The following is a 24,893-nucleotide window of genomic DNA, read 5'->3' on the forward strand; positions in this document are numbered from 1 at the left end:
TCAATTTCTCTGCAGGGGACCTTTTGTCATGAGCGATAACGCAGGAATCAAAATACTTATCTGTCAGGGTACCGGCGGCATCTCTGCCGGCGCCAAGCAGGTCGAGGCCGAGTTCACCAGGCTGATAGCGGAGAAGGGGATCGTGGCCCAGGTCGGCAAGCGCTGCGACGTGGTCAAGACCGGCTGCCGCGGCCTGTGCGCGAACGACGTTCTCGTCGACGTCATCACCCCCGAACTGGGCAGGGTCACCTACGACTTCGTCGTGCCCGAGGACGTCGCTGCCATCCTCGACCAGCACATCGTTGCCAATGAAGTCATCGAGAAGAAGAAGGCGAAAGCCTACTACAACACCTTCGTTGACCAGCAGATGCGCGTGGTCATGACCGGCTGCGGCCAGATCGACCCCGAGCGCATCGACGCCTTCCTCGAAGAGGACGGCTTCAAGGCGATCGAGAAGTGCGTCAAGACCATGAAGCCGGCCGAAGTCATCGACGAGGTGAAGAAATCCGGTCTCCGTGGCCGTGGGGGCGGCGGCTTCCCGACCGGCATGAAGTGGAGCTTCTGCGCCGCTTCCCCGGGGAACCACAAGTACCTCATCTGCAACGCCGACGAGGGCGACCCGGGCGCGTTCATGGACCGCTCCATTCTCGAAGGCGACCCGTACTGCGTCATCGAGGGTATGATGATCGCGGCCTACGCCATCGGCTGCGACGCCGGCTACGTCTACGTCCGCGCCGAGTACCCGCTCGCCATCGACCGTCTCCAGAAGGCGCTCGACACCTGCTACGAGAAGGGGTACCTGGGCAAGAACATCCAGGGTTGGGGCTTCGACTTCGACATGAGGATCAAGAAGGGCGCCGGCGCGTTCGTCTGCGGCGAGGAAACCGCCCTCATGGCCTCCATCGAGGGCGAGCGCGGCATGCCGCGTCCCCGTCCGCCGTTCCCGGCGGTCAAGGGCCTCTGGGGCTTCCCGACCAACATCAACAACGTCGAGACCTTCGCCAACGTACGCCACATCATCAACAAGGGCTCCGAGTGGTACGCAAGCCTCGGTACCGACACCACCAAGGGGACCAAGATCTTCGCGGTCACCGGCAAGGTGAAGCACACCGGCCTCGTCGAGGTTCCGGCCGGTATGTCCGTGCGCGACGTTATCTACTCGGTCTGCGGCGGCATCGCCAACAACCGCAAGTTCAAGGCGGTTCAGGCAGGCGGCCCCTCCGGCGGCTGCATCCCGGCCGAGGTGCTCGACACCCCGGTCGACTACGACTCGCTGATCAAGGCGGGCGCCATGATGGGTTCCGGCGGTCTGGTCGTCATGGACGAGACCACCTGCATGGTCGACGTGGCCCGCTTCTTCCTGACCTTCACCAAGATGGAGTCCTGCGGCAAGTGCGTTCCCTGCCGTATCGGCCTGAAGGCGATGCTCGACATCCTCGAGCGCATCACCGAGGGTCGCGGCGAGATGGCCGACATCGACACCCTCCTCGAGATGGGCGCCACCATCAAGAAGGCGTCCCTGTGCGGTCTGGGGCAGACGGCTCCGAACCCGATCCTCTCCACCGTGAAGTACTTCCGTCACGAGTACGAGGCGCACATCCAGGACAAGCGCTGCCCCTCCAACTCCTGCAAGGAACTGCTCCTGTGGCAGGTGGTCCCCGAGAAGTGCGTCAAGTGCGGCGCATGCCTGAGGGCCTGCCCGTCCAACGCGATCAAGTGGGAGAAGGGCGAGGTGGCCGAGCTGATCAAGGAAAACTGCACCAAGTGCAAGTCCTGCTACGACGCCTGCCGCTTCATGGCCATTGAGTAACAGAGACCGTTCTAAGTTCTACGTTCTATGTTCTAGGTTAAAACCTTAGGCCGTGAACGTAGAACGTAGAACATAGAACGTAGAACTAGTTTTATGACTCCGGGGAGACAGAGGTCGAGATGGTAAATCTTACGATAGACGGAAAACAGGTTGCGGTAGAAAAGGACGCCACCATTTACGACGCCGCCAAGGCTTGTGGCATCAAGATACCGATCCTTTGCCATGACAAGAAACTGCACCCGTTCGGCGGCTGCCGCATGTGCCTGGTCGAGGTCGAGCAGATGAAGGGCCGCCTCATCCCGGCCTGCACCACCCCGGTAACCGAGGGGATGATCGTGCAGACCACCACCGACGAGATCGTCAAGGCCAGGAAACTGGTGCTGGAGCTCTTGCTCCTCAAGCACCCGATCGACTGCCCGGTCTGCGATGCCGCCGGCGACTGCGACCTGCAGAACCTCACCTACGAGTACAAGGTGAACATGAACCGTTTCGTGGACGAGAAGTTCAACCACGAGATCGACTACGAGAACCCGCTCATCGAGCGCGACATGAACCGCTGCATCCACTGCGGCAAGTGCGCGAGGATCTGCGACGAGATCGTTTCCTACGGTGCCTACACCTTCATCAACCGCGGTATCGAGGCGAAGATGGGTACCGAGTTCGACGGCCCCTTGAACTGCGAGTTCTGCGGCTCCTGCGTCTCGGTCTGCCCGGTCGGCGCGCTGAACTCCCGCCCGTTCAAATTCAAGGCCCGCTGGTGGGCGCTGCAGAAGACCAAGAGCGTATGCTCCTACTGCGGCACCGGCTGCCAGCTGACCCTGGGGTCCAAGGACGGCAAGGTCCTCACCACCATCTACGACGAGAACCAGGGCTTCCACAACGGCCAGCTCTGCACCCGCGGCCGCTTCGGCTACCAGTTCGTCAACTCCGAGAAGCGCCTGACCGCACCGCTTGTTCGCAAGAACGGCAAGCTCCAGGAAGCTACCTGGGAAGAGGCGCTCGCCGAGGTGACCTCCAGGCTCTCCGCCGGCAAGAGCGACCCCGCTTCCGTCGCCGCACTCGCCACCGCGCGCCTGACCAACGAAGAGCTCTTCCTGTTCGAGAAACTCTTCCGCGGCACCGTCGGCACCGACAACATCGACCACTCGGCGGGCTACGCCCACGAGGCGCTCACCAAGGGGGCCCTTGCTTCCTTCGGCGTGGCAGCCTCCCCGGCCGAGATCGCCGACATCCAGAAGTCCAGTCAGCTCCTCGTCGTGAAGAGCGACGCCTACGAGACCCACCCGGTCATCGGCTTCGAGATCAACCTCGGGGTGAAGAGAAAGGGCGTCGCCCTCCGGATCGTCTCCGACAAGAAAGGTAAACTGACCCGCCTGCCGGGCGCGAAGACCACCGTCCACGCGCCGGGGAGCGAAGTCGCCCTCTTCAACGCCCTCTGCAAGTCGGTCATCGACCAGGGTCTCGCCGCAGAAGGCGTCGCAGGGCTCGACGCCCTGAAGGCGGCCGTCGCCGACGCTTCCGCCGAGAAGGCAGGGGTCACCGCAGAGGAGATCGCCGCCATCGCCAAGGAGTTCGCCTCCGCAGAGAAGGGGCTCATCATCCTCCCCATCGGCCTGGGCTACCCCGGCCACAACGCGGCGCTTGCCAACGCGGCAGCGAACCTCGCCATCCTCACCGGCCAGGTCGGCAAGGAAGGCGCGGGGCTCCTCATCATGGGCGAGAAGAACAACAGCCAGGGCGCCGTCGACATGGGGATCTACCCGAAAGCGACCGGCCTCAATGCCCAGGGGATCATCGACGGCTGCACGAGCGGCAACATCAAGACCCTGTTCGTCGCCGGCGAGAACCCGGTTGTTTCCTACCCGAACCGCAAGAAGGTGGAGAAGGCCCTGGAGAACGTCGAGTTCATGGTGGTCTCCGACCTCTTCCTCACCGAGACCGCGGCACTTGCCGACGTGGTGCTCCCGGCCTGCTCCTTCGCCGAGAAGAGCGGCACCTTCACGAGCCTTGGCCGCAGGGTCCAGAACGTGAGGAAGGCGATTCCGGCCATCGGCCTCGCCAAGAGCGACTTCGAGATCCTGAATGCACTCTCCCAGTCCCTGGGCGGCGCACGCTACAACAACCAGGGCGAGGTCTTCACCGAGATCGCCGCCACCGTCCCGGCCTACAAGGGTCTCACCCAGGCGGGGCTCAAGGACGAGGGTGCGGTCTACCCGGTCGCGGTTGCCGCCAAGCTGGTCCCGGCCGCAGCCAAGTCCGCAGCACCGGCCGCCGGCAAGCTGGCCCTGGTTACCGGCAGCGCGCTTTACCACTGCGGCACCATGAGCCGCTTCGGTGAAGGCCCCATGTACGTCTGCCCGGATGCCTACGCCGAACTGAACGTAGCCGACGCGGCTGCCCTGAAGATCGTCGAAGGGGACCAGGTGACCGTCACCTCCGGAACCGGCGCGGTGCTGGTTGCCGCCAAGGTCGGCAAGAGGGTGCCCCAGGGCGTGGTCTTCTCCCCGTACCACTTCGGTGAGGGGAGCGTCAACACCATCACCGACGGTTCGGAAGTCACCTACGTCACCGTCGCGAAGAAATAATTGATCGCTAGAAAATCTATACAAGAGGGGAAGACTATCAGATGGATACGCTAATCTTAGGACTGCCGGTCGCGTACTACATAGCCATGGTTGCCAAAGTGCTCGTAGCTTTTGTCTTCGTGCTCCTTACCGTGGCCTACGCCACCTACGCGGAGCGCAAGATCATCGGGCACATGCAGGTGCGTCTGGGTCCCATGAGGACCGGCTGGCACGGCCTGCTGCAGCCGATCGCGGACGGCGTCAAGCTGTTCTTCAAAGAGGAGATCATTCCATCGCAGGCGAGCAAGTTCGCCTTCCTGATCGCTCCCCTCGTCGCCCTGATCCCGGCGTTCATCTCCTTCGCGGTCATCCCCTTCGGTGACAGCGTGACCATCGGGGGGTACACGGTACCGCTGCAGATCGCGGCGTATTACGACCAGGCCGGCAAGCAGGTCTTCGACGTCAACGTCGGCGTCCTCTACATCCTGGCCATGGCTTCCCTGGGCGTCTACGGCATCGTGCTCGCCGGCTGGGCCTCCAACTCCAAGTACTCGCTCCTTGGGGGGCTTCGCTCCGCGGCACAGATGATCTCCTACGAGCTCGCCGCCGGCCTCGCCATCATCTCGGTGTTCATGCTCTCCGAGAGCCTCTCCCTGCACAAGATCGTCGCCGATCAGGCAGGTGGCGCATGGTACGCCTTCAAGCAGCCGCTGGCCTTCGTGATCTTCTTCATCTGCTCCCTGGCCGAGATCAACAGGACCCCGTTCGACCTTCCCGAGGCCGAGACGGAGCTGGTCTCCGGCTTCTGCACCGAATACTCCTCCATGAAGTACGCGATGTTCTTCATGGCAGAATACGCCAACATGATCACCGTCTGCGCCGTCACCACCACCCTGTTCCTGGGCGGCTGGCACGGCCCGGCCTTCCTCCCCGGCTGGTTCTGGTTCATCGCCAAGGTGTACTTCCTGATCTTCCTCTGCATGTGGATCAGGGCCACCTACCCGCGTTACCGCTACGACCAGCTCATGCGTCTGGGCTGGAAGGTGTTCCTGCCGCTCACCCTGGTCAACGTGGTTGCGACCGGCCTCTGGGTCATGTTCATCAGCAAGTAGAGAAAGAGTCAAGCTACACAACTTCTAGGCGAGGTGCCGCAAATGATAATGCCGCTCATCAAAGGTCTTCAGATCACCATTTCACATATGTTCAAGAAGCCGGTCACGCTGCAGTACCCGACCGAGCGTCCTGACGTCAAGCCTGGCTTCCGTGGACTGCACGCGCTCAACGTGTCCCACGACAAGGCCAAGTGCGTTGCGTGCTACCTTTGCCCCACCGTCTGCCCGGCCAAGTGCATCACGGTCGAGGCGGGCGAGGACCAGAACCACGACAAGTACGCTGCCAAGTACGAGATCGACATGCTGCGCTGCATCTTCTGCGGCTACTGTGTGGAAGCGTGCCCGGTTGACGCGATCCGGATGACGGAACAGTTCGAACTCGCCAACTATTCGCGCGCAGACTTCACCTACACCAAAGACAGACTCTTAGAAAAGAAATAAAGGAGCAGCAATGGAATCGATCTTCTTTCTCGTCGTGGCTGCGGTGGCCGTTATTTCCAGCATACTCGTGGTCACCTGCAAAAACCCGATCAACAGCGCGCTGTCGCTGGTGATGACCTTCTTCTGCCTGGCGACCTTCTACGTCATGCTGGACGCCCCCTTTATGGCGGCCACCCAGGTGATCGTGTACGCCGGCGCCATCATGGTCCTGATCATCTTCGTGATCATGCTCCTGAACGTGAGGGTTGAGACCGTCAAGCGCGGCACCCACGCGGTGATCGCGGGAAGCGCCATCGGCCTGTTCATACTCTTCCAGACCGTCTGGTTCCTGATGAAGGGATCCATGACCGGCAAGGTGGGGGATATGACCAAGGAGCAGATCGTGAGCGTGGGCCACGTCGAGCTGATCGGCAAGGCGCTCTTCACCGACTTCCTGCTTCCGTTCGAGGTCACCTCGGTGCTGCTTCTGGCCGCGATCGTCGGCGCAGTCATCCTGGCCAAAAAGAAAATCTAACGCTACGAGGGGAACAGACATGCTAGCGATCGAAAATTACCTGATAGTTTCGGCCATACTCTTCGCCATCGGGACCATAGGGGTCCTGACCAAGAGAAACGCCATCGTCATCTTCATGTGCATCGAGATGATGCTGAACGCGGTGAACCTTACCTTCATCGCCTTCTCCAGGCACCTGGGCAACATCGACGGACAGGTCTTCGTCTTCTTCGTCATGACCGTGGCCGCCGCCGAGGCAGCCGTCGGTCTCGCGCTGATGATCGCCTTCTTCAAGAACCGCGAATCCATCGACGTTGAGGACGTCAACCTGCTGAAGCTCTAGAGCGGGGCTTCAGGCCGCCGCCACTGGATGCGCTCAGCTGAGGGCGGAGAGATCCGCAACAGTACAAAGCGAATGGGCGGCGACGTGCCGCTTGCCAAGATACGACTTATAAGAATACAGAACAAAGGAGTCAGGGATGTTTGATTTAGTATGGTTGATCCCACTGTGCCCTCTCATCGGCTCGGTCATCAACGGCCTACTCGGCAAGAAGATAAAGAACGAGACGGTCATCGGCGGTATCGCCGCCGGTAGCGTGTTCGCCTCCTTCATGGTCGCCTGCGGGATCCTGTTCCAGCTCCTGAGTCTGCCGGGCGAGGAGCGGGTGATCCAGAAGACCATCTTCACCTGGATCCAGTCGGGTACCTTCAAGGCCGATATCGGCTTCCTGATCGACCCGCTGTCCGCAACCATGCTGATGATCGTGACGGGGATCGGTTTCCTGATCCACCTCTACTCCATCGGCTACATGCACGGTGAGGAAGGGTTCTACCGCTACTTCTGCTACCTGAACCTGTTCACCTTCTCCATGCTCTGCCTGGTGTCGGGCAACAACCTGCTCCTCATGTTCATCGGTTGGGAAGGCGTGGGTCTCTGCTCCTACCTGTTGATCGGCTACTACTTCCACAAGAAGAGCGCCGGCGACGCGGGCAAGAAGGCATTCGTGATGAACAGGGTCGGCGACTTCGGTTTCCTCCTTGGTCTCTTCACCCTCTTCTACTACCTGGGCACCAACCACAACGTCTGGACCATCAACTTCGTGGAGCTCGCGAAGAACGCCGACCTCCTGGTCCCGGGCGCCGTGGTCACCACCGTCTGTCTCTGCTTCTTCCTGGGTGCCACCGGTAAGTCCGCCCAGATCCCGCTCTACACCTGGCTGCCGGACGCGATGGAAGGCCCGACCCCTGTCTCCGCGCTCATCCATGCCGCCACCATGGTCACCGCCGGCGTCTACATGATCGCCCGCATGAACTTCATCTTCATCAAGAGCCCGACCGCGCTCCTCGTGATCGCCTGCGTCGGCGCCGCCACCGCGCTCTTCGCGGCGACCATCGGCACCGCGCAGAACGACATCAAGCGCGTGCTCGCGTACTCCACCGTTTCCCAGCTCGGCTACATGTTCCTGGCCATGGGGGTCGGCGCCTTCACCGCCGGCGTGTTCCACCTGATGACCCACGCCTTCTTCAAGGCCTGCCTGTTCCTTGGTTCCGGCTCCGTCATCCACGGCATGCACCACGCGCTGCACCATGAGCACTCCGAAGCGGACCCGCAGGACATGAGGAACATGGGTGGATTGAGGAAGAAGATGCCGGTCACTTTCTGGACCTTCCTCTTCGCGACCATCGCCATCGCTGGTATCCCGGGCCTCGCCGGCTTCTTCTCCAAGGACGAGATCCTCTGGCAGGCGTTCGCTAACCCGCATCACCATGCAGTCAACTACGTTCTCTGGGGCGCGGGCGCCATCGCAGCAGGCCTGACCGCTTTCTACATGTTCCGCCTGGTCTTCATGACCTTCTTCGGCCAGACCCGTCTTTCCGAGAAAGCCTTCCACCACCTGCACGAGTCCCCCTGGGTCATCACCGTGCCGCTTGTCTGCCTCGCCTTCCTCTCCATCTTCGGCGGCTACGTCGGCGTTCCGAAGGTCCTGAGCGAGTTCTTCACTGGCGGTGCATTCCCCAACTACTTCGAGCACTGGCTCGAGCCGGTCTTCGCTTACTCCACCCATTACACCGAGGCGCACGGCGCGCACGGTCTGCACTCCGTCGCCATGGAGTGGGGCCTCATGGGTGTCTCTGTCCTGATCGCCTGCGGCGGCATCGCCCTCGCCTTCGCGCTGTACATCGTGGCACCGGGCTTCCCGGAGAAGTTCACCTCCACCTTCCCGGCGCTGCACCGCGCGGTCTACAACAAGTGGTACGTCGACGAGATCTACGACTTCGCCTTCGTCAACCCCTGCAAGGCCCTGGGCAACTTCCTCTGGAAAGGGTTCGACGTGCTGGTTGTCGACGGCATCGTGAACGGCGTTGCCGCCGTGGTTCGCGGCTTCTCCGGTATCCTGCGCTACGTGCAGACCGGCTTCGTTCACAACTACGCCTTCACCATGGTGTTCGGCGTGGCCCTGATCGTCGCGGTGTACATCTTCCGCTAAGACACGAGACTTGAGATAATTTTGACCTGTAAGTAAAAGGAGCAGAGTAAATGAACCAGCTACCGTTACTGAGCATATTAACCTTCACACCGCTGATCGGGGCGATACTGCTCCTCTTTGTGAACAAGAACAGCCACGGCGTGCTCCGTACCATCGCCATGGCGGTTACGGTGGTGACGTTCGTCCTCTCGTTGCCCCTGATCACCGGGTACAACGCGCCGGGGAGCGACATCGGCGGTTTCCAGTACCTCGAGAACATCCCCTGGATCGCTGCCGGTCCCTTCCAGATGAGCTACCATCTGGGCATCGACGGCATCAGCCTCTGGCTGGTCATCCTGACCACCTTCATCATGCCGATCGCCGTCCTCTCCACCTACACGGCGGTTGAGGAGAAGGTGAAGGAATACATGATCTGCCTCTTGCTCCTCGAAGTCGGCATGATCGGCACCTTTATCTCGCTCGACCTGTTCCTCTTCTACATCTTCTGGGAGATCATGCTGATCCCGATGTACTTCATGATCGGTATCTGGGGCGGCAAGAACAGGATCTACGCGGCAGTCAAGTTCTTCATCTACACCGCGGTCGGTTCGCTCCTCATGCTGGTCGCATTGATCGTCCTCTACTTCAAGGCGGGCGGCGGCGACTTCAGCATCCTGCGCTTCTACCAGCTGCACCTCGACCCGACCACCCAGATGTGGATGTTCCTGGCCTTCGCCCTGGCCTTCGCCATCAAGGTCCCGATGTTCCCGCTGCACACCTGGTTGCCGGATGCCCATACCGAGGCACCGACCGCCGGCTCCGTGATCCTGGCCGCCGTCATGCTGAAGTGCGGTACCTACGGTTACGTACGTTTCGCCATGCCGCTGTTCCCGGAGGCGAACGCTCAGTTCACCCCGCTCATCGCCACCCTTTCCGTGATCGGCATCATCTACGCCTCGCTGGTCGCCATGGTGCAGCAGGACGTCAAGAAACTGGTCGCTTACTCCTCGGTAGCGCACCTTGGCTTCGTAATGCTGGGCGTCTACGCCCTCAACCAGCAGGGCGTCACCGGCGGCATGCTGCAGATGCTCAACCACGGTGTTTCCACCGGCGCATTGTTCCTTATCGTCGGCTTCATCTACGAGCGTCGTCACACCCGTCTCATCACCGACTTCGGCGGCCTGGCCAAGCAGATGCCGGTCTTCGCCACCATGTTCATGATCGTTACCTTCTCCTCCATCGGCCTGCCGGGCACCAACGGCTTCGTCGGTGAGTTCCTGGTGCTCCTCGGTTCCTTCGAGAGCAACCTGCGCTGGTACGCCATCATCGCCACCTCCGGCGTCATCCTCTCCGCCGTCTACATGCTCTGGATGTTCCAGCGCGTGATGTTCGGCGAGCTGAAGAACCCGAAGAACCAGACCCTGAAGGACCTGAACGCGCGCGAAGTGGCCATCATGCTTCCGCTCATCTTCCTGATCTTCTTCCTGGGCATCTACCCGCGTCCGATCATCGACAGCATGGCGCCGTCCATTGACAAGATGATCGCGCAGACCAAGGTGCAGAAGCAGGTGGCAGAGGCGGCAGTTCCGGCAGTTCCGGCGCTTCCCCCGGGCCACATGGCAGTACCCGAAGCAGGTGCGGCACCCGCCGGTATGCCCGCAGGTCATCCGGCCATGCCGGAGGCAGGCGCAGCACCCGCCGGCATGCCCGCAGGACACCCGGCCATCCCCGCAAACAACGAAGCAAAATAGACCGCTTAGAACTACTGACGGAGGATTATAGATGGAAACAATTGCTATGCCGGCCATAAACCTGGCAGTGATCATGCCTGAGATCCTACTCTCATGCATCGCCATGGTGCTGCTGCTCGTCAACGTCTTCGTGCCGGGCAATAACAAGGCCTACCTCGGTTACCTGAGCATCATCGGCCTTGCAGTGACCGCGGCGAGCGCCGTGGGCGGCTGGGGGCCGTCGGTATCAGCGTTCAACGGATCGGTAGTGCAGGACAACTTCGCGATCTTCTTCAAGGTCATCTTCCTGATCTCCGCGGGCCTTGCGATCCTCATATCCGACCGCTACATGGTCCAGGAGGATTGCAACCAGGGCGAGCTCTACCCGATGATCCTGTTCGCCACCGTCGGCATGATGCTGATGGCGAGCGGGACCGACCTGATGGTCATCTTCCTCGGCCTCGAGCTTCTCTCCATCTGCCTGTACGTGCTGGCAGGGTGGAACCGTGACAACCTGAAGTCCAACGAAGCGGGTCTCAAGTACTTCCTGCTCGGTGCCTTCTCCACCGGTTTCCTGCTTTACGGCATGGCGCTCACCTACGGCGCGACCGGCAGCACCAAGATCCAGGCCATCTCCTCCTACGTGATGGGCAACCCCGGCGTAGCCAGCAACCCGCTCTTCGTGGTGGGCATGCTGCTGATCGCCGTCGGCTTCAGCTTCAAGATTGCCGCCGCTCCGTTCCACATGTGGACCCCGGACGTTTACCAGGGCGCACCGACCCCGATGACCGCCTTCATGTCCGCAGGTCCCAAGGCGGCAGGTTTCGCAGCCTTCATCCGCGTCATGATCTTCGCCTTCCCGATGCTGAGGGCCGAGTGGAGCGATCTTCTCTGGATCCTGGCCGTCCTGACCATGACCGTCGGTAACATCATCGCCCTCTCCCAGGACAACGTGAAGAGGATGCTGGCCTACTCCTCCATCGCCCACGCAGGTTACGCGCTGGTAGGTTTTGCAGCAGTCAACGCCGAGGGCGCCGCAGGCATTCTGTTCTACATGCTCTCCTACGCCTTCATGAACATCGGCGCCTTTGCCGTGATCATCCTGATCACCAAGAAGGGCGAGGTTAACGGCAACGTGCAGGACCTGGCAGGTTTCGGCCACAAGAAGCCGCTTCTGGCCATGGTGCTGAGCATCTTCCTCTTCTCCCTGGCAGGCATGCCGCCGACCGCGGGCTTCATCGGGAAGTTCTATCTCTTCTCCGCAGCCATCAAGGCCGGTTACGTCTGGCTCGCCATCATCGGCGTACTGAACTCCGCAGCGTCGCTTTACTACTACCTGCGCGTCATGGTCTTCATGTACATGAAAGACCCGGAAGAAGACTTCGAGTGGGCAGGTGCCACCCCGGCCATCGCAGTATGTCTGCTGGTAGCCGTAGGCGCCACCCTGGTTCTCGGCGTAGTCCCGGGCACCGTCCTCGAGCTGGCGCAGAAGGCAGTTCAGTTCTAAGGCAAGATTGATAGCAGAATCAAAGAGGGCACCCGTCACCGGGTGCCCTCTTTGCGTTTGTATGTCCCTTGTCGCAGCCTGAACCTCTCATGTCGGTTGCGGAATAAGGACCGGTTGTGGCCTCCTGTAGGGGCGAATAATCATTCGCCCAGCCAAGGTTGCCCAAGGCACGCCCTTGGTCAGGCTACAGGCGACGGCAGCCCAAAGCGGTGACGTTCACCCCGATGGAACCACCATCCCCCCCATCGAAGATTGACACCTGTCCCCCCCTTGGTACATTTCCATCTTCACGAGCTCTCCATTAGGAGGTTCCAAGATGGCCGGTTCCCGCCAATTCCACTCACGTCGTGACCCTTTCCAGCGCCCCTCCCTGACCCCTGGCCCTCTCGGCCACAATGACGCGGCATCACCAGACACGCCAAGATCATTTGTAGGAGACACACCAGGACCTCTGGGGCATAAAGATTTTGCCTCCCCGACGTGTGTTGTAGTCGCAGATCCTGGGAACTCGAACCAGATCGCGAAGATCATGGAACGGATTCCCGGTGCTACGAAGCGCCTGGATGAGACTGATTTTATTGATGCAGCAAATTCGCTCAATTTGAAGGATTCTGTGGCAATCATAAAGGCGTTTGCCGAGGTCGAATGTGGGGGGCACAAAGGTTTCGGGCCAGATGGACGGCCCATTCTTGCTTTTGAAGGCCATGTGTTTAGACGTCTCACCAAAAGAAAACATGACTTAAGCCATCCTCTTCTCTCTTACCAATACAGGGTTAAGGCAGGCCCCCAGTGGAAGAAAAACAACCGGGATCATGCAACTGCCTGGTTCACCCTGCGACAAGCTTTAGCCTTAGACTTTGATGCGGCACTTCACTCATGCTCTTGGGGAATGTTTCAGATTATGGGTTTCAACTACAGGAGCTGCGGTTTTAGTAGGGTAGTCGATTTCGTAAAGGCGATGAAGTCAGGGGAGCGGCAACAATTGTTGGCCTTTATAGAATTTTGCAAGGCTAGAGGTGAATTGATCGCTGCAATAGCGGCAAAAAACTTCAAGAAGATGGCACTTATATACAATGGGGAGGACTATGGCAACTACGATACGCTCATACAAAACGCGTACAGACAGTATGCTGCCAAATAAGCGGTTTTTCAGCCTTGTCGGTGGGGCATTGGTTCTCTTCCACGCCTATGTGTTCGAATGCAAAGCGGGAGAGTTCCGATCGGGGATTTATGAAAACGTAATTATAGCTATGGACAAGAGTGGCAGTATCACTGGCCGGTATCAAGAAAGCCAAGGCGAAGGCGTGCGTAAGACCTGTTCATTTTATTTCAAAGGCAAGGCACAGGGAGGTGTCGCTGAAATAACCACGTGGAGCGATCGTCAGTTGCCAGGACTTATCAAGGCCGTAAATGAAGGCGTAGAGCTGAAAGTTCCTGGGGGGCGAGAACATGCTGGATGCGGACTTGTATTGTTGCCTGACATCGCAGAAGGGCTTTCATTTGATTTACTGTATCCGACGGATTGGCAGAACCTAAAGAAGATTGTGGCGTCCGTGAGGTTACGTAAAAGCATAACAGATTCTGAGGAACGGGGACAACGTCTTACCGTGGGTACAACTGTTGGAGTGATTGATGAAAGCGGAGACTGGCTTCTAGTGGAAACGACAGGCGGCGAGAAGCGAGCACGCGGGTGGATCCGTGCCGATAAAACTGCAGAACAACGATTGCCGTGAAAACGTCCCGTACTGCCCCCTTACTGAAAATGGCTTCTGGCAATCATCCTTAGATGGAACTCTTTATGAGTGTCACCATCATCATAACGGACTGACTGCACGGAGAAGGAGGGAGACCAATCTTTACCTTTATGGGAGGTATGAGCTATGACAACCTCACTTGCGTTCCGGAGCGCTTTCATAGCACTTATACTCACAGTTGTTGTTCCCCCTCTGGCGTGGGCTGGCACTGGTGATCTTCAATGGTTTCTGGGGACCTGGAAAGTCACCGGAGTCCGAATCGATGAAACACTGCCGCGTACACCTGCATACGAGATAAACGATCCAGAGTTGCTAGGGCGTACAGTGGTGGTGAGCCGCGAGAGGATCAGTACGACCATGCCGGGAGGCACCTGACGACACCCTCATGCAACCCGAGAGACTATGACAATTCAGCAGTTGATTGATAAAACCATGGGAAAAGGAAAGTATGGGGGGAATGAGAGCAACAAGTTTTCTCTGCCAGTGGAAGCCCAAAACGCAGTCGACGTACTTTGGGTAAAATGCGGGGAAGGCCATATGGGGCCTGACTACCCTTTCGGCCCCAAGGGTTCCAACTGGATCGCAAAGCTTTCAAGGAATGAAATGGCCATGCGCTGGTACGACAACACCATTCTCCTTTTGAAGCGAAAGGCGCAATGACCCCACGTGCCCACGAATATGAGGGAGCTGCTTCAGGTCTATTGGACAGGCCTTCTAAAATGGAGCAAAAGATGAGTTTCCTACCTACACTTTTGGTCTTCATCCTACTGCTCTGTTGGTTTGATTCGGTGAATGCGGGCCTTGATTATCACAAGGAAATCACGGGAAGGTGGGTCAAGAAAGGAGCAGACCCTTCAGACTGTGGTTGCGGCGATTGCATAGACATTCAGTTTGGAGACAAGGCCCAGCCATTTTGCGTAGAATCCAACCAAATATACCTGAAGGTCCGCTACAAGCTCGATTACAAGCTAAGAAAGGTGTACCTACTGTTCGATGACGTGCTGGAGGTCGGAAAGGGGGGGGGAGCCTTGCCTTGGGAGAGGTTCGACAAGAAGAAGCCTTTGGCTGAGCTGGATGTGTCTGACGTACAGAAGGGAAGGATCAGCATGAAATGGTTTGGGTTTAGGGGGCAAGACTACTATAGTCAGCACTATAGATTCGGAAGCGACTACGCAGGAATTTATGAAAGACCGAGCACCGAGTGATTGGCGGATGACCAGGACATAGCACCAGAAACCCTCCTCTCCGAAATGCGTCCCGTCCTACCCCCTTCCTCAAAATAGCTCCCAGCAACATTACTCACCGTAGTTGTGCCTTGTTTCTCTGTGCCCCTCCGTGGATCTCTGCAACCTCTGCATCCCTTCGCCCTCTGGGGGGCGGTCTAAGCGATTTCCGCCAAGGAAAAATCTTAGGGGCCGGCTTGACAAATCTTAATAGCGTTTAATAATCTCTTCCATTACTTCAACCCTAGCACGGGAGGCAACGATGAGCGAACCTTTCGATATTCCGGGGCTAAGAGACCTCAGCGACGGAGACTTGGCGCTTCAGGGAGAAGCGGTGGCCGATCTCCTCGACGAACATGCAGCCTTTAAGGATCAAACCCTTCCCGCCTGCATTCCTGGCCCGACCCAGATCAGGCAGGATGCGCACCAGGTCAAGCAGACATCGACCGCGGCTAGACTTGATCCGTCTAAAGAGCCCGCAAGGCAGGCGGCGCGGGAAAAGATGATCCAGTCGATTAAGTTCTCCTGCCAGTACGTGGTGATGTACTCGACCCACACCAACAATCCATACCTGCTGGATACCGTCGGTGTGAACAGAGTCCACAAAGCCCCCCGGAGCACAGTCATCAAACTGCCCGAGAAGTTCAACAAGGTTAAGATCAGCCATGGCGACAAATCGGGGGCAGTAAAGATCTACGTCAACAGTTGGGAAGGGAAGGGGAGCGTCGTCGTACAAGTCTGCTACGGTGATCCGTCATTGGAAGAGTCGTGGCAGCAACTGAAGATGTCCCATTACTGTCACTTCACCGTCGAAGGACTGGAGCCGGCGCGAAGGGCATACTTCAGGGTCAGGTTGATGAACGATGCCGGAGTCGGCCCCTGGTCGGAGGTAATGGAATTGATCATCATCTAAAACAAAGAGACGTTCCCCCTTTGCCCGTTACCACCAGGCGACTGCACCGACGTGCAGTCGCCTTTAGTTTACTCATTCCCCAGTAGATCTCGCCTTTCAGCCCCCGACCTGGATACCCACCACAAGATCCCAATCATCACGGGCCGAGTGAGCACGCAGCCGACCCATCCGCTATCTGAACCCGCCGTCCGCAGTCCAACGCGCTACCGTTGAAGCCTCCCTCCCCCCGAAAATGGCCATTTACACAAAGGATTTTACAGGCCCACAGAATAGTGCGTTTTCCCGGGAAATAGTGTTATTTCAACTGAAATCTGCTTATTTCATTTGAAATAGTGCAATTCCGAGTCGAAATCTCACTATTCCCGCCGAAATAGTGCAATCCTGAGGAAAATAGTGCAATCTTGTCCGAAATAGTGAGATTTTTAAAAAAATAGTGAGATTTCGAACGGAATAATGCAATTCCGATCCAAGATTGCACTATTCCATTTGAAATAGTGAGATTTTGGCCGACGATTGCACAATCCCGTTGGAAATAGTGCAAAACCAAACTCAAATTTCACTATTCCGTTGGAAATAGTGCAAACCTGTTCCGGTTTTGGCAAATTCCATCGGGAATAGTGAAATTGCCCCTCGGAACCTCCCAATCCTTTGGGACGCATCCCCTTTATCCGCCCGTCGCTCACCGTGCCGTTGCGTAGTAACCTGAAAGGGACGGCATTTCCCGCATTCACTTTTAATTTTCGGGAAAGGCGTTAATCTTGATGCAGCTAGTGTCTATCCGGAGCGCGCATGCTTACAGGGCAACATCCCAGACTGAGAAAACTCACGCTGTTCCTGCTTATCCTCGTCTCACTGAGTCTCGTCCCCACGTTTATGTCGTCCGCCGCCGAACCGACGATCAGAATCGGCGTCCTGGCACACAGGCCGAAGCCTGAGACCGCGGCCCGCTTCCTGCCCCTCGCGCGGTATCTGCAAGAAGCGTTGCCCAACCACGAGGTGCGCCTCGACGTCTATACCTACACCGAACTGGAAGCGGAGTTGGCCGCTCACAGGCTCGATTTCGTCCTCACCAACCCGGGACATTACGTGCAGCTCAGGCATGCGAACGGGATGTCCGGGGTCCTGGCGACGATGATCGAGGATGAGGGGGGGACGGAGATCCACTCGTTCGGCGGGGTCATCTTCGCCAGGGCCGACAGGACCGACATCAGGAGCCTGGACGACGTGAAGGGAAAGCGGATCGCCGTCGTCGGGACCGGCTCCCTCGGGGGGTACCAGGCGCAGGCGTACGAGCTCGCCAAGACGGGGGTCCGCCTTCCCGCGGATGCGATGCTCCTGATTACCGGGATGCCGCACGATTCTGCGGTGTCGGCGGTCATCGACGGACGTGCCGACGTGGGCATGGTCAGAACCGGGGTTCTGGAGCAAATGGCGGCGGAGAAGAAAGTCGACCTCTCCCGGCTCAAAATACTGAACCGGAAAAACATCCCGGGCTACCCGGCCATCACCTCCACGCAGCTCTACCCCCAGTGGCCTTTCGTGGCCCTCCCCCACGCGGACCAGGATGCGGCGCGCCAGGTAGCCGCGGCGCTTCTGGCCATGAGGCACGTGGTTCGGCCAAACGGCCTGCACGGTTTCGCGGTGCCGGCGGACTACGCTCCGGTGGAGGAGCTCTTGAGGGAGCTGCGCATGCCGCCGTTCGAGCAGTCTCCCTACTTCACCGTCCGGGATATCTGGGCCCGTTACGGCAAGGAGATGGCGGCCCTTGCCGTCGGTGGGCTCATCATAGCCTTTCTCGGGGTGCGGCTCATCGTCACGAACAGGAAGCTGCATGAAAGCGAGCTTCGCTACCGGACCGTGGCCGATTTCACCTCGCATTGGGAATTCTGGCAGGCGCCGGACGGGACGCTCGAGTACATCTCCCCCGCGTGCGTGAATGTCAGCGGCTATACGGCTGAAGAATTCTACCGGGACCCGCAACTGCTGACGAAAATCCTGCACCCGGGCGACGTCGCCGCTTACGAGGACCACGTCAACCATATCTACGAGGACGGCAGTCCCAAACCGATCGACCTGCGCATCGTGCGCAAAGACGGCGCCGAGCGCTGGATTTCGCACAGCTGCCGGAGGGTGCAGTCAGGCGATGGGAAAAGTCTCGGGCTGCGCGCCTGCAACCACGACGTAAGCGACAGGCAACTCGCGCAAACGAGGCTGTCCGACAAGGTGGCGGAGCTGGAAGCGAGCATGGCGAAGGTCAAACAACTGGAGGGGATCATCCCCATCTGCATGCACTGCAAAAACATCCGCAACGACAAGGAAAGCTGGCAACAGCTCGAAACCTACATAAGCGCGCATACGGACGCCATGTTCAGTCACGGCATCTGTCCCTCCTGCAGGGACAAGTACTACGCGACCTGAACGGACACTGATCGGGAACCGGTTTCCGTTGCGCCTGGGGTAAGTCCTGAAGAAATGGGTGGGACATGCGGGCGATGCAAAGGTGGGTGCTGGTGAATTACGTGGAAAACTTGGAGGGACGTAGGTAGGTTGAAACTTGGAGGACATAGCTAAGTTGTGTAGCTTTTTAATACCGTCCAGGTAAAAGAGTGAGCGCCCACTGGTGTAAAACCCGTCGGATGGAGACAGAGGGGGCTGTTGTCGATTGTTGGCTTTTAGACGGTGGTGCGGGCGCCCCTCTGGTTTTCCTTGCGCTTATTTCCCCTCACAAGCGTGAGCTACGCCTGCTTCAGCACATCGGCTTCGTTATTCAGCTCCTTCAGGTGAAGCTCGACGAGGTCCCCAGCGCTTAGCTTTTGAAGGCACGCAAGTACCAGTTGTTTCCCCAGGTCGTTGTACTCCCCACCCCCCACGACGTTGATTTCCGTGTCAGTAGAGAGACCGGTCACCTTCAGGTGGACGTCGTCCCCCAGGCACAACACTCCGAAATCCTTGTCACCGAAATCGCGCATGCAGAGCTGCAAAAGGTTCAAGGCAACACTTTCCCACAGCTTTGTAATCTCGAACGCTCCGTTTTCCATACCCCCCCTATCCTTTGGCAAGTGTAAGCGGCGCAGCCTTCTTCAACGGCGCCTTGTGCAGTTCGCCCAGGCGCTGCACGCTGATCCTTTTCAGACAGGAAAGCACAAGCTGCTCACCAACCTCAGAGGACCCCGTCCCATACACAGTCATCATTACCTCGCCTGTCGATTCCAACACCCTGATCCGCGCAGCGTCGCCGCGAGTGCCCACATCGACACAACGCTCCTGTTCATTCCCAGCCACCAGATCGATGAGCGCGAACGTCATTGCCTGGTACAACGACTCCAGTTCGAATCCCATGACTCCCTCCTGTCGCCAACATTAGTAATTGTTAAAAAATGACAGCAATGTTGATTGCTGTCAACCGGAGCGCTAAGAAAAAATCTGAACCCGTTGCGAGCCGGTCTTATCCGTTGGTAGAGTTGGGCGCTATCGGTTACCGGTCCCAGATGTAAAAAGGCCACCCGCGGCGATGCGGGTGGCCTTATTTGCAGCGGTCACAAAATGCGTCGTATTCGATATTGAATGACTTGCTTATGTCGCTGGTCAGCGCCCTTGCCGCGGCCCTCAGTTCGTGGCAACTGTCACGGACCACTGCGGAGTTGAGGCAAAGTTTCACGTTGGCCGGTATGTCTTCAGCTTTGACGGTCATGTCGACCCCATTTCCCTTGGTGATGTGGAGGGAATCGGTGTAGTCGATCTTGAAGTCATCTTTGTAGTCGCATCTCATCTCTCTCACCTCTTTTCACCTCTTCATTATGCCAGATCGTGACTCTAACGGGTAGGGGAACTCCCCGGGGAACCAGGGGTACACACCCGCTAGCATTTCCGATCAACCTCCCCGTTCAAGTCAGGGCGTGCCCCATACTGCAGCGCCGGACTGCGCCGCTATGGAACGGACCGGCTGTTCCAAAAACGGTACGTGTTCCACCGTGGACCGCGGCAGTCGTTCCGTTTTAAAGCATGTCCTCGTAATCTTCCTGCCTCGACAAAAGCTCTTATAAGTGAAAACCCCTTTGTTTACAAACAGTAATAGGTTCATCAGGTTTTGATATCAATCCGGAGGCTGGTGTAGGTACGACAGTTGCTATAAAGGCATTCTATTTAACCGTATGCATTGTTGCCGCTTCAAAGCGTGCAAGAGAAATACTAGATAGTACGCGTTTATGTCGTACATTCATGTGCAGGAATTTTGTCATACAAAAACTGCGTCAGAAGCAAGTGGTAAGTTGATGTCTGTAAAGTATGACAATGCAGTAAAAAGAGTTTTTCGATTATGAATTGGAGAAATCAGGAGGAAAGAATGCAGAAAAAGATGATCACCATGCTGGCGGCCCTGGCTGTCGCGGCAATCGCACCTTCGGCGCAGGCCTTCGACATCGGCGGCGCCAACGGCTGGAAGTTTTCCACGGACGGCTTCCTCAACGTCTTCGCCACCTATGAATCGGTCGGCACGCGCCCGGCAGGCGTCATCGGCGGGGAGATCGGCGGGAACCAGACCGGCACCGGCGAAAACCAGCAGCAGTTCAGGGTGAGGACCGGCCTGCTTCCGGTGGGCGTGGGGCTCAACATCCAGGCTCCGACCACCAATGGCGTGGACTACGCGGTACGCCTGGGACTGTACCCGCAGGTCCAGAACAACGGTGGTTCCCGCACCGACCTCTCGCCCAACATCGACTTCCGCGAGATCAACATGACCGCCACGGGTTCCTTCGGCCAAGTGCTCGCCGGCCGCGCCATCAACCTGTACCAGGCCAAGAACATCCTGACCGACATGACGCTCTTCGGGGCGGGGGTGATCGGCCCGGTGGACAGCGGGCCTACCATGGGGCACATCGGTTACGGCTACCTCTACCCGAACTTCGGGGCGCAGATCAGGTACACCACCCCGGACCTCAACGGTCTGAAGGTCGCCTTCAGCGTCAACGACACCAACAACATCGGGGCCGCGACGATCCGCAACGTCCCGCGCCTGGAGACCGAGATTTCCTATGCCACCCCCTTCACCGGCGGCAAATTCCAGGCCTGGGTATCCGGCCTGTACCAGCAGGCGGGTTTCTCCGACGCCAAGTTCGTCACGGTTCCGGTCACCGTGAATCCGGATGGAAGCATCACTCCCGAGCACGTGGTCCCGGCGGTTCGCCCGGGCGGACACGTGACCTCGTTGGGCGGCGCGGGTGGCGTGCAGCTTGACGTTCGCGGTCTCCAACTCCTCACCTCCTGCTACGGCGGGAAGGCGCTGGGCATGCTCGGGATGCAGGGTGCTGACGCGCTCTCCGCGGACGGCAAGGAAAGGACCAACTGGGGCTTCCTGAACCAGGCGACCTACCAGGTCACCCCGGTGGTGAAGCTGGGACTCAACTACGGCCAGAGCAGGGCAGAACTGGCAGGAGACGATACCGAGCTGAACATCCAGAAACAGCAGGCGGCCACGGTCGCGGTGACCTACAACGTGAACAAGTTCGTCCAGGTGATCGGCGAGTACACCTGGGCGCAGGACCGCTGGTTCAACGGCGCGACCCAGGACGCCAACATCGGCGCCGTCGGGACCTTCATCTACTGGTAGTTGCACGGGGCGGGAACGCTCCGCCGACTTCCCTGCCGCTTCATCACGGGCGCATCCCATTCGGGGTGCGCCCGTGTTCGTTCAAGGAGGCCACGATGAAGGAGGGCGTTGCGGGAATTTTGACATTCGATGGGCCGCTGCTAGAGTTTGGTCCTGAATCAGTCGGGCGAGCCAACCCACTATGACTGCGAGCGCATCGTCCGCTTCGGCGTCGGTGGCTATCGCAATGGAGAAATGACATGACAAAGCCAGCAAAGAACACCGTCTGCCTCTGGTACGATGGGGACGCCGAAGAAGCGGCGCGCTTTTATGCCGGGATCTTTCCCGATTCATCCGTGGACGCCGTGCACCTCGCGCCGGGAGACTACCCGTCCGGGAAGAAGGGCGATGTGTTGACGGTCGAGTTTACCGTGATGGGTATTCCGTGCCTCGGGCTCAATGGGGGACCCGAGGTCAAGCACAACGAGGCATTCTCGTTTCAGGTCGCAACCGCGGATCAGGCGGAAACGGACCGGTACTGGAACGCCATCGTCGGCAACGGGGGGGTGGAGGTTGTGTGCGGCTGGTGCAGGGACAAATGGGGCATCTCCTGGCAGATCACGCCGGTGGCCCTGACGGAGGCGATAACGGATCCCGATCCCGCGGCGGCCAAGCGCGCCTTCGATGCGATGATGCAGATGGTGAAGATCGACATCGCCGCCATCGAGGCGGCGCGACGGGGGTGAGAGGGCTTGGGGTGCCGCGTTTTGCTTGCATCGATTCATAAAAGTGGCTAGAGTCGCTCCCATGTCACTGGAACAGTACCTGGGCGACCAAGGCAACAGCATCGATATAGGACTGGTTCTCCTGTCGCAGGACTGGCAGGTGCTCGGCATGAACGAGCACGCCCTGCGCATTGCGGAACCGGGCATGGCACCCGTGGGGCAGAACCTGTTCCAGATGCACCCCGCAAGGAGCCGGGAGAAGGTGCGCGGCATCCTCGACGCGCTCTCGGGCCTGCAGGGGGCGAAGCCGAGGTCGATGGTCATCGATTTCCTGGGCAAGGTGCTCATGATCACCCTGTCGCGTCTGGTGGTGCCTGGCAGCCAGATGGCGTGGGCGGTCTCCTTCATGGACCTGTCGGAACAGACCGGCGCCCGCACCAACCCGACGAGCGGCCACCTGGAACTGAAGAAAATGCCGATCTACGAGAACGGCGCCTTCCACTTCCTTTCCGCGGACCAGGTACACCTGATCGAGGCCGACGGCAACTACTGCCGCATCCATACCCCGCAAAAAAAGTTTTACCTCCTGATGAGCCTCAAGGCGGTCCTGCAGCGCTTCCCGACCCCCGATTTCCTCAAGGTGCACAAGAGCTTCGTGGTGAACCTCAGGCACGTGAAGGCGATCGGGCCTGCCGGCGACAGCCGCATGATGGTCTCCTTCTCCGAACCCGCCATCCCCGCCGTTCCCGTTTCCCGCCGCCTGGTGCCGGCAGTCAAGAAGGCCCTCTGCTCCGCCGGCACCGTTCATCCCTTTGATTGACCCGTTCATCAAGTTCTCCTTGAGCCTGCGGCAGCTGAGTGGGATAGTGCGCGGCAACGGCGTTACGCCGTGTACGGAACTTTCTGACTGAAGGAGAACTCGGATGAACATCAGATCCACTAGCGGCAAATCGATCACTCGCATGGCGCTCCTGCTTATCTGCCTCGCCCTCCCGGCATGGGCCGGCGCGGTTGGCCCGGGCGACGGGAAAGGGGAGCGCCGGGGCTCACCGGTACAGGTTGCGGGATCGGCCCAGTTGTCGGAGGAGATCCTCAAGAGGAGTGCCTCATTTTTTGCGGCTCCCCCCTTCATGACGGCCGAAGAGGTGTACTCGGAGGTGGTGAAAGGCGGCGACCATGGCTTCTTCCTGGTAAGCCTGCAGTCCCGCGCGGAGTTCGCCAGGGGGCACGTCCCGGGTGCGGTAAACATCCCGTTCGACGAACTGACGGAGCAAAAGACGCTCGACCTTCTGCCGCGCGACAAAAAGATCGTGCTGACCTGTGACGACGGGCATCGTTCCATGGTGGCGTCGCTTTACTTCAACCAGCTCGGCTACAGCGCCACCGCCATGCCGATGGGGCTCAGCCACTGGAACCGCGCCGAATCCGCCGCACCTTACACGGCTTCGGCAGGGTATCCCGCCGGTGTCGAGAAAACGGAAGCTGCACCGGGGAAGGCGCTTCCCCCCCTTTCCAGCAAGGCGGCGAACGGGATGGGACTCATCATGGAACGGACCAGAGACGTGGTGAGCTCGGGCAGGAATCTGTTCATGGACCGCAGCGAACTTTCCCGTGAGGCCGCCAAAGACGGGGGCAAGGGGGTCTTCGTGGTCAGCATTCAGCGCCCGGAGGACTACGACAAGGGGCATGTCCCCGGGGCGATCAACATCCCCTTCAAGGACCTCGCCAGCAAGGAGAGCCTCGGCAGGCTGCCGACGGACAGGAAGATAGTGGTCGTCTGTTACATCGGCCACATCGGAGCTGCGGCGACCCTGATGCTGAACCAACTCGGCTACGAGGCCTACGATCTCCGCTTTGGCACGCTGGGATGGAACGACACGACGGAAGGACTGGGAAAGATGAAGGGCTTTCTCCTCAGCCTGGCGGAAGACAGGAAGTACCCGGTCGAACGGGGGAGCGGGAAGTAAGGTGGTGAGGACCGGAACAGGAGCCCGAGCCGCAACGCCCGGCGGCGATGGTCCTGTTCCGGGCGTCTTCAGCCTTGAACATCCTCCGCCGATTTCTTGCGCGTGTCCCAATCGGTAACTGCCGCGAGCCAACTGGCTATGGACACAATGTTGAGGCCGTACAGGCCCCAGGCGGCATTGGTCAACGCCTCGGAAAGAAAAAGCATGCTGATCGCGGTCGATATGGTGGCCGCGATGACCCTCACCCTATGCAGCTCGAAGAATGAACAAATGGCGTAGGCAAGCGAGCATACCACCAATATGTAACTGATATTGCCGATCTGCCTCCCCCCCACGTACACGTTGAAGCCCACCTTTACCAGCGGCATGAACCACAAAATCATTCCCACGACGCCCAGAGAAACCCCTATCGCTTTGCCTTTCATGCAGTTCCCCCTTGGCCGCGGCGTTCCCGCAAACGGGTAGCGTCGATGTTTTGTCGGCGAGGCTACCTCTGTGGCTCTGGTACAGAAAAGAGCCGCGCCATCTGCGGACTAAATGAAAGTATCCTAATGGTTTGTTTTGTCAATGCGCGAAGGAGAGGAACGGTGGGAACGGCGGCT

At 58.9% G+C, this 24,893-nt stretch carries 23 protein-coding genes; 19 read left to right on the forward strand and 4 right to left on the reverse strand.

Annotated features, from left to right (window positions below):
* Nucleotides 1-28 precede the first annotated feature (28 nt).
* The 15 genes from nuoF (at nucleotide 29) to KOM00_RS17500 (ending at nucleotide 18,433) form a co-directional block, all read left to right on the forward strand.
* The gene (nuoF, locus tag KOM00_RS17430; protein ID WP_216500197.1) at nucleotides 29-1,810 is read left to right on the forward strand and encodes an NADH-quinone oxidoreductase subunit NuoF; all 1,782 of its coding nucleotides are present in this window, start codon (nucleotides 29-31) and stop codon (nucleotides 1,808-1,810) included.
* Nucleotides 1,811-1,929: 119 nt separating this feature from the next.
* Complete coding sequence (locus KOM00_RS17435; RefSeq protein WP_216500198.1) at nucleotides 1,930-4,395, forward strand: molybdopterin-dependent oxidoreductase; 2,466 nt, start codon at nucleotides 1,930-1,932, stop codon at nucleotides 4,393-4,395.
* Between the two features lie 41 nt (nucleotides 4,396-4,436).
* Nucleotides 4,437-5,486 carry an NADH-quinone oxidoreductase subunit NuoH gene (gene nuoH / locus KOM00_RS17440; RefSeq protein ID WP_216500199.1) on the forward strand — a complete coding sequence of 350 codons (1,050 nt, stop codon included), beginning with the start codon at nucleotides 4,437-4,439 and terminating at the stop codon, nucleotides 5,484-5,486.
* Nucleotides 5,487-5,528: 42 nt separating this feature from the next.
* The gene (gene nuoI / locus KOM00_RS17445; protein ID WP_216500200.1) at nucleotides 5,529-5,927 is read left to right on the forward strand and encodes an NADH-quinone oxidoreductase subunit NuoI; all 399 of its coding nucleotides are present in this window, start codon (nucleotides 5,529-5,531) and stop codon (nucleotides 5,925-5,927) included.
* A 10-nt stretch (nucleotides 5,928-5,937) separates the two neighbouring features.
* Complete coding sequence (locus KOM00_RS17450) at nucleotides 5,938-6,441, forward strand: NADH-quinone oxidoreductase subunit J (protein ID WP_216500201.1); 504 nt, start codon at nucleotides 5,938-5,940, stop codon at nucleotides 6,439-6,441.
* Nucleotides 6,442-6,460: 19 nt separating this feature from the next.
* A complete protein-coding gene (nuoK, locus tag KOM00_RS17455) occupies nucleotides 6,461-6,763 on the forward strand; it encodes an NADH-quinone oxidoreductase subunit NuoK (RefSeq protein ID WP_183343823.1) in 303 nt (100 codons plus the stop codon).
* Nucleotides 6,764-6,899: 136 nt separating this feature from the next.
* The gene (gene nuoL, locus KOM00_RS17460) at nucleotides 6,900-8,909 is read left to right on the forward strand and encodes an NADH-quinone oxidoreductase subunit L (RefSeq protein WP_216500202.1); all 2,010 of its coding nucleotides are present in this window, start codon (nucleotides 6,900-6,902) and stop codon (nucleotides 8,907-8,909) included.
* Between the two features lie 50 nt (nucleotides 8,910-8,959).
* Nucleotides 8,960-10,639, forward strand: a complete 1,680-nt coding sequence (locus KOM00_RS17465) for an NADH-quinone oxidoreductase subunit M (RefSeq protein WP_216500203.1) — start codon at nucleotides 8,960-8,962, stop codon at nucleotides 10,637-10,639.
* A 31-nt stretch (nucleotides 10,640-10,670) separates the two neighbouring features.
* Complete coding sequence (locus KOM00_RS17470; protein ID WP_216500204.1) at nucleotides 10,671-12,125, forward strand: NADH-quinone oxidoreductase subunit N; 1,455 nt, start codon at nucleotides 10,671-10,673, stop codon at nucleotides 12,123-12,125.
* A 316-nt stretch (nucleotides 12,126-12,441) separates the two neighbouring features.
* A complete protein-coding gene (locus KOM00_RS17475; protein ID WP_216500205.1) occupies nucleotides 12,442-13,266 on the forward strand; it encodes an N-acetylmuramidase family protein in 825 nt (274 codons plus the stop codon).
* Nucleotides 13,211-13,858, forward strand: a complete 648-nt coding sequence (locus tag KOM00_RS17480) for an SH3 domain-containing protein (RefSeq protein ID WP_216500206.1) — start codon at nucleotides 13,211-13,213, stop codon at nucleotides 13,856-13,858. Before KOM00_RS17475 ends, KOM00_RS17480 begins: the two co-directional genes overlap by 56 nt.
* A gap of 423 nt (nucleotides 13,859-14,281) precedes the next feature.
* Nucleotides 14,282-14,539, forward strand: coding sequence for a hypothetical protein (locus KOM00_RS17485; RefSeq protein WP_216500207.1), 258 nt, complete (start codon nucleotides 14,282-14,284; stop codon nucleotides 14,537-14,539).
* Between the two features lie 71 nt (nucleotides 14,540-14,610).
* Nucleotides 14,611-15,084, forward strand: coding sequence for a hypothetical protein (locus tag KOM00_RS17490; RefSeq protein WP_216500208.1), 474 nt, complete (start codon nucleotides 14,611-14,613; stop codon nucleotides 15,082-15,084).
* 280 nt (nucleotides 15,085-15,364) lie between these two features.
* On the forward strand, nucleotides 15,365-16,015 hold the full coding sequence (locus KOM00_RS17495) for a fibronectin type III domain-containing protein (RefSeq protein ID WP_216500209.1): 651 nt from the start codon (nucleotides 15,365-15,367) through the stop codon (nucleotides 16,013-16,015).
* Nucleotides 16,016-16,804: 789 nt separating this feature from the next.
* Nucleotides 16,805-18,433, forward strand: a complete 1,629-nt coding sequence (locus KOM00_RS17500) for a PhnD/SsuA/transferrin family substrate-binding protein (RefSeq protein ID WP_216500210.1) — start codon at nucleotides 16,805-16,807, stop codon at nucleotides 18,431-18,433.
* Between the two features lie 317 nt (nucleotides 18,434-18,750).
* Here the strand turns inward: KOM00_RS17500 and KOM00_RS17505 are convergent, their stop codons facing one another.
* The 3 genes from KOM00_RS17505 to KOM00_RS17515 all read right to left on the reverse strand — a co-directional run bounded on the left by KOM00_RS17505 (nucleotide 18,751) and on the right by KOM00_RS17515 (nucleotide 19,793).
* The gene (locus KOM00_RS17505) at nucleotides 18,751-19,053 is read right to left on the reverse strand and encodes a hypothetical protein (protein ID WP_216500211.1); all 303 of its coding nucleotides are present in this window, start codon (nucleotides 19,051-19,053) and stop codon (nucleotides 18,751-18,753) included.
* Nucleotides 19,054-19,060: 7 nt separating this feature from the next.
* Nucleotides 19,061-19,354, reverse strand: a complete 294-nt coding sequence (locus KOM00_RS17510; RefSeq protein WP_216500212.1) for a hypothetical protein — start codon at nucleotides 19,352-19,354, stop codon at nucleotides 19,061-19,063.
* A 184-nt stretch (nucleotides 19,355-19,538) separates the two neighbouring features.
* Entirely contained in the window at nucleotides 19,539-19,793 is a 255-nt protein-coding gene (locus KOM00_RS17515; RefSeq protein WP_216500213.1) for a hypothetical protein, read from the reverse strand.
* Nucleotides 19,794-20,357: 564 nt separating this feature from the next.
* Here KOM00_RS17515 and KOM00_RS17520 point away from each other — a divergent pair.
* The 4 genes from KOM00_RS17520 to KOM00_RS17535 all read left to right on the forward strand — a co-directional run bounded on the left by KOM00_RS17520 (nucleotide 20,358) and on the right by KOM00_RS17535 (nucleotide 24,291).
* Nucleotides 20,358-21,620 carry a hypothetical protein gene (locus KOM00_RS17520; protein ID WP_216500214.1) on the forward strand — a complete coding sequence of 421 codons (1,263 nt, stop codon included), beginning with the start codon at nucleotides 20,358-20,360 and terminating at the stop codon, nucleotides 21,618-21,620.
* A 239-nt stretch (nucleotides 21,621-21,859) separates the two neighbouring features.
* Nucleotides 21,860-22,345: a VOC family protein gene (locus KOM00_RS17525; RefSeq protein ID WP_216500215.1), complete on the forward strand. Its 486-nt coding sequence runs from the start codon at nucleotides 21,860-21,862 to the stop codon at nucleotides 22,343-22,345.
* A gap of 61 nt (nucleotides 22,346-22,406) precedes the next feature.
* Nucleotides 22,407-23,144 carry a LytR/AlgR family response regulator transcription factor gene (locus KOM00_RS17530; RefSeq protein WP_216500216.1) on the forward strand — a complete coding sequence of 246 codons (738 nt, stop codon included), beginning with the start codon at nucleotides 22,407-22,409 and terminating at the stop codon, nucleotides 23,142-23,144.
* Nucleotides 23,145-23,247: 103 nt separating this feature from the next.
* A complete protein-coding gene (locus KOM00_RS17535) occupies nucleotides 23,248-24,291 on the forward strand; it encodes a rhodanese-like domain-containing protein (protein WP_216500217.1) in 1,044 nt (347 codons plus the stop codon).
* A gap of 68 nt (nucleotides 24,292-24,359) precedes the next feature.
* Here the strand turns inward: KOM00_RS17535 and KOM00_RS17540 are convergent, their stop codons facing one another.
* A complete protein-coding gene (locus KOM00_RS17540; protein ID WP_216500218.1) occupies nucleotides 24,360-24,716 on the reverse strand; it encodes a hypothetical protein in 357 nt (118 codons plus the stop codon).
* Nucleotides 24,717-24,893: the final 177 nt, after the last annotated feature.

The organism is Geomonas diazotrophica (genome assembly GCF_018919385.1).
Lineage (GTDB): Bacteria > Desulfobacterota > Desulfuromonadia > Geobacterales > Geobacteraceae > Geomonas > Geomonas diazotrophica.

Bases quoted from the DNA above. Each gene is read 5' to 3' on its own strand.
- nuoF (WP_216500197.1), top strand. From the start codon at position 29: ATGAGCGATAACGCAGGAATCAAAATACTTATCTGTCAGGGTACCGGC.
- KOM00_RS17435 (WP_216500198.1), top strand. From the start codon at position 1,930: ATGGTAAATCTTACGATAGACGGAAAACAGGTTGCGGTAGAAAAGGAC.
- nuoH (WP_216500199.1), top strand. From the start codon at position 4,437: ATGGATACGCTAATCTTAGGACTGCCGGTCGCGTACTACATAGCCATG.
- nuoI (WP_216500200.1), top strand. From the start codon at position 5,529: ATGATAATGCCGCTCATCAAAGGTCTTCAGATCACCATTTCACATATG.
- KOM00_RS17450 (WP_216500201.1), top strand. From the start codon at position 5,938: ATGGAATCGATCTTCTTTCTCGTCGTGGCTGCGGTGGCCGTTATTTCC.
- nuoK (WP_183343823.1), top strand. From the start codon at position 6,461: ATGCTAGCGATCGAAAATTACCTGATAGTTTCGGCCATACTCTTCGCC.
- nuoL (WP_216500202.1), top strand. From the start codon at position 6,900: ATGTTTGATTTAGTATGGTTGATCCCACTGTGCCCTCTCATCGGCTCG.
- KOM00_RS17465 (WP_216500203.1), top strand. From the start codon at position 8,960: ATGAACCAGCTACCGTTACTGAGCATATTAACCTTCACACCGCTGATC.
- KOM00_RS17470 (WP_216500204.1), top strand. From the start codon at position 10,671: ATGGAAACAATTGCTATGCCGGCCATAAACCTGGCAGTGATCATGCCT.
- KOM00_RS17475 (WP_216500205.1), top strand. From the start codon at position 12,442: ATGGCCGGTTCCCGCCAATTCCACTCACGTCGTGACCCTTTCCAGCGC.
- KOM00_RS17480 (WP_216500206.1), top strand. From the start codon at position 13,211: ATGGCAACTACGATACGCTCATACAAAACGCGTACAGACAGTATGCTG.
- KOM00_RS17485 (WP_216500207.1), top strand. From the start codon at position 14,282: ATGACAATTCAGCAGTTGATTGATAAAACCATGGGAAAAGGAAAGTAT.
- KOM00_RS17490 (WP_216500208.1), top strand. From the start codon at position 14,611: ATGAGTTTCCTACCTACACTTTTGGTCTTCATCCTACTGCTCTGTTGG.
- KOM00_RS17495 (WP_216500209.1), top strand. From the start codon at position 15,365: ATGAGCGAACCTTTCGATATTCCGGGGCTAAGAGACCTCAGCGACGGA.
- KOM00_RS17500 (WP_216500210.1), top strand. From the start codon at position 16,805: ATGCTTACAGGGCAACATCCCAGACTGAGAAAACTCACGCTGTTCCTG.
- KOM00_RS17505 (WP_216500211.1), bottom strand. From the start codon at position 19,053: ATGGAAAACGGAGCGTTCGAGATTACAAAGCTGTGGGAAAGTGTTGCC.
- KOM00_RS17510 (WP_216500212.1), bottom strand. From the start codon at position 19,354: ATGGGATTCGAACTGGAGTCGTTGTACCAGGCAATGACGTTCGCGCTC.
- KOM00_RS17520 (WP_216500214.1), top strand. From the start codon at position 20,358: ATGCAGAAAAAGATGATCACCATGCTGGCGGCCCTGGCTGTCGCGGCA.
- KOM00_RS17525 (WP_216500215.1), top strand. From the start codon at position 21,860: ATGACAAAGCCAGCAAAGAACACCGTCTGCCTCTGGTACGATGGGGAC.
- KOM00_RS17530 (WP_216500216.1), top strand. From the start codon at position 22,407: ATGTCACTGGAACAGTACCTGGGCGACCAAGGCAACAGCATCGATATA.
- KOM00_RS17535 (WP_216500217.1), top strand. From the start codon at position 23,248: ATGAACATCAGATCCACTAGCGGCAAATCGATCACTCGCATGGCGCTC.
- KOM00_RS17540 (WP_216500218.1), bottom strand. From the start codon at position 24,716: ATGAAAGGCAAAGCGATAGGGGTTTCTCTGGGCGTCGTGGGAATGATT.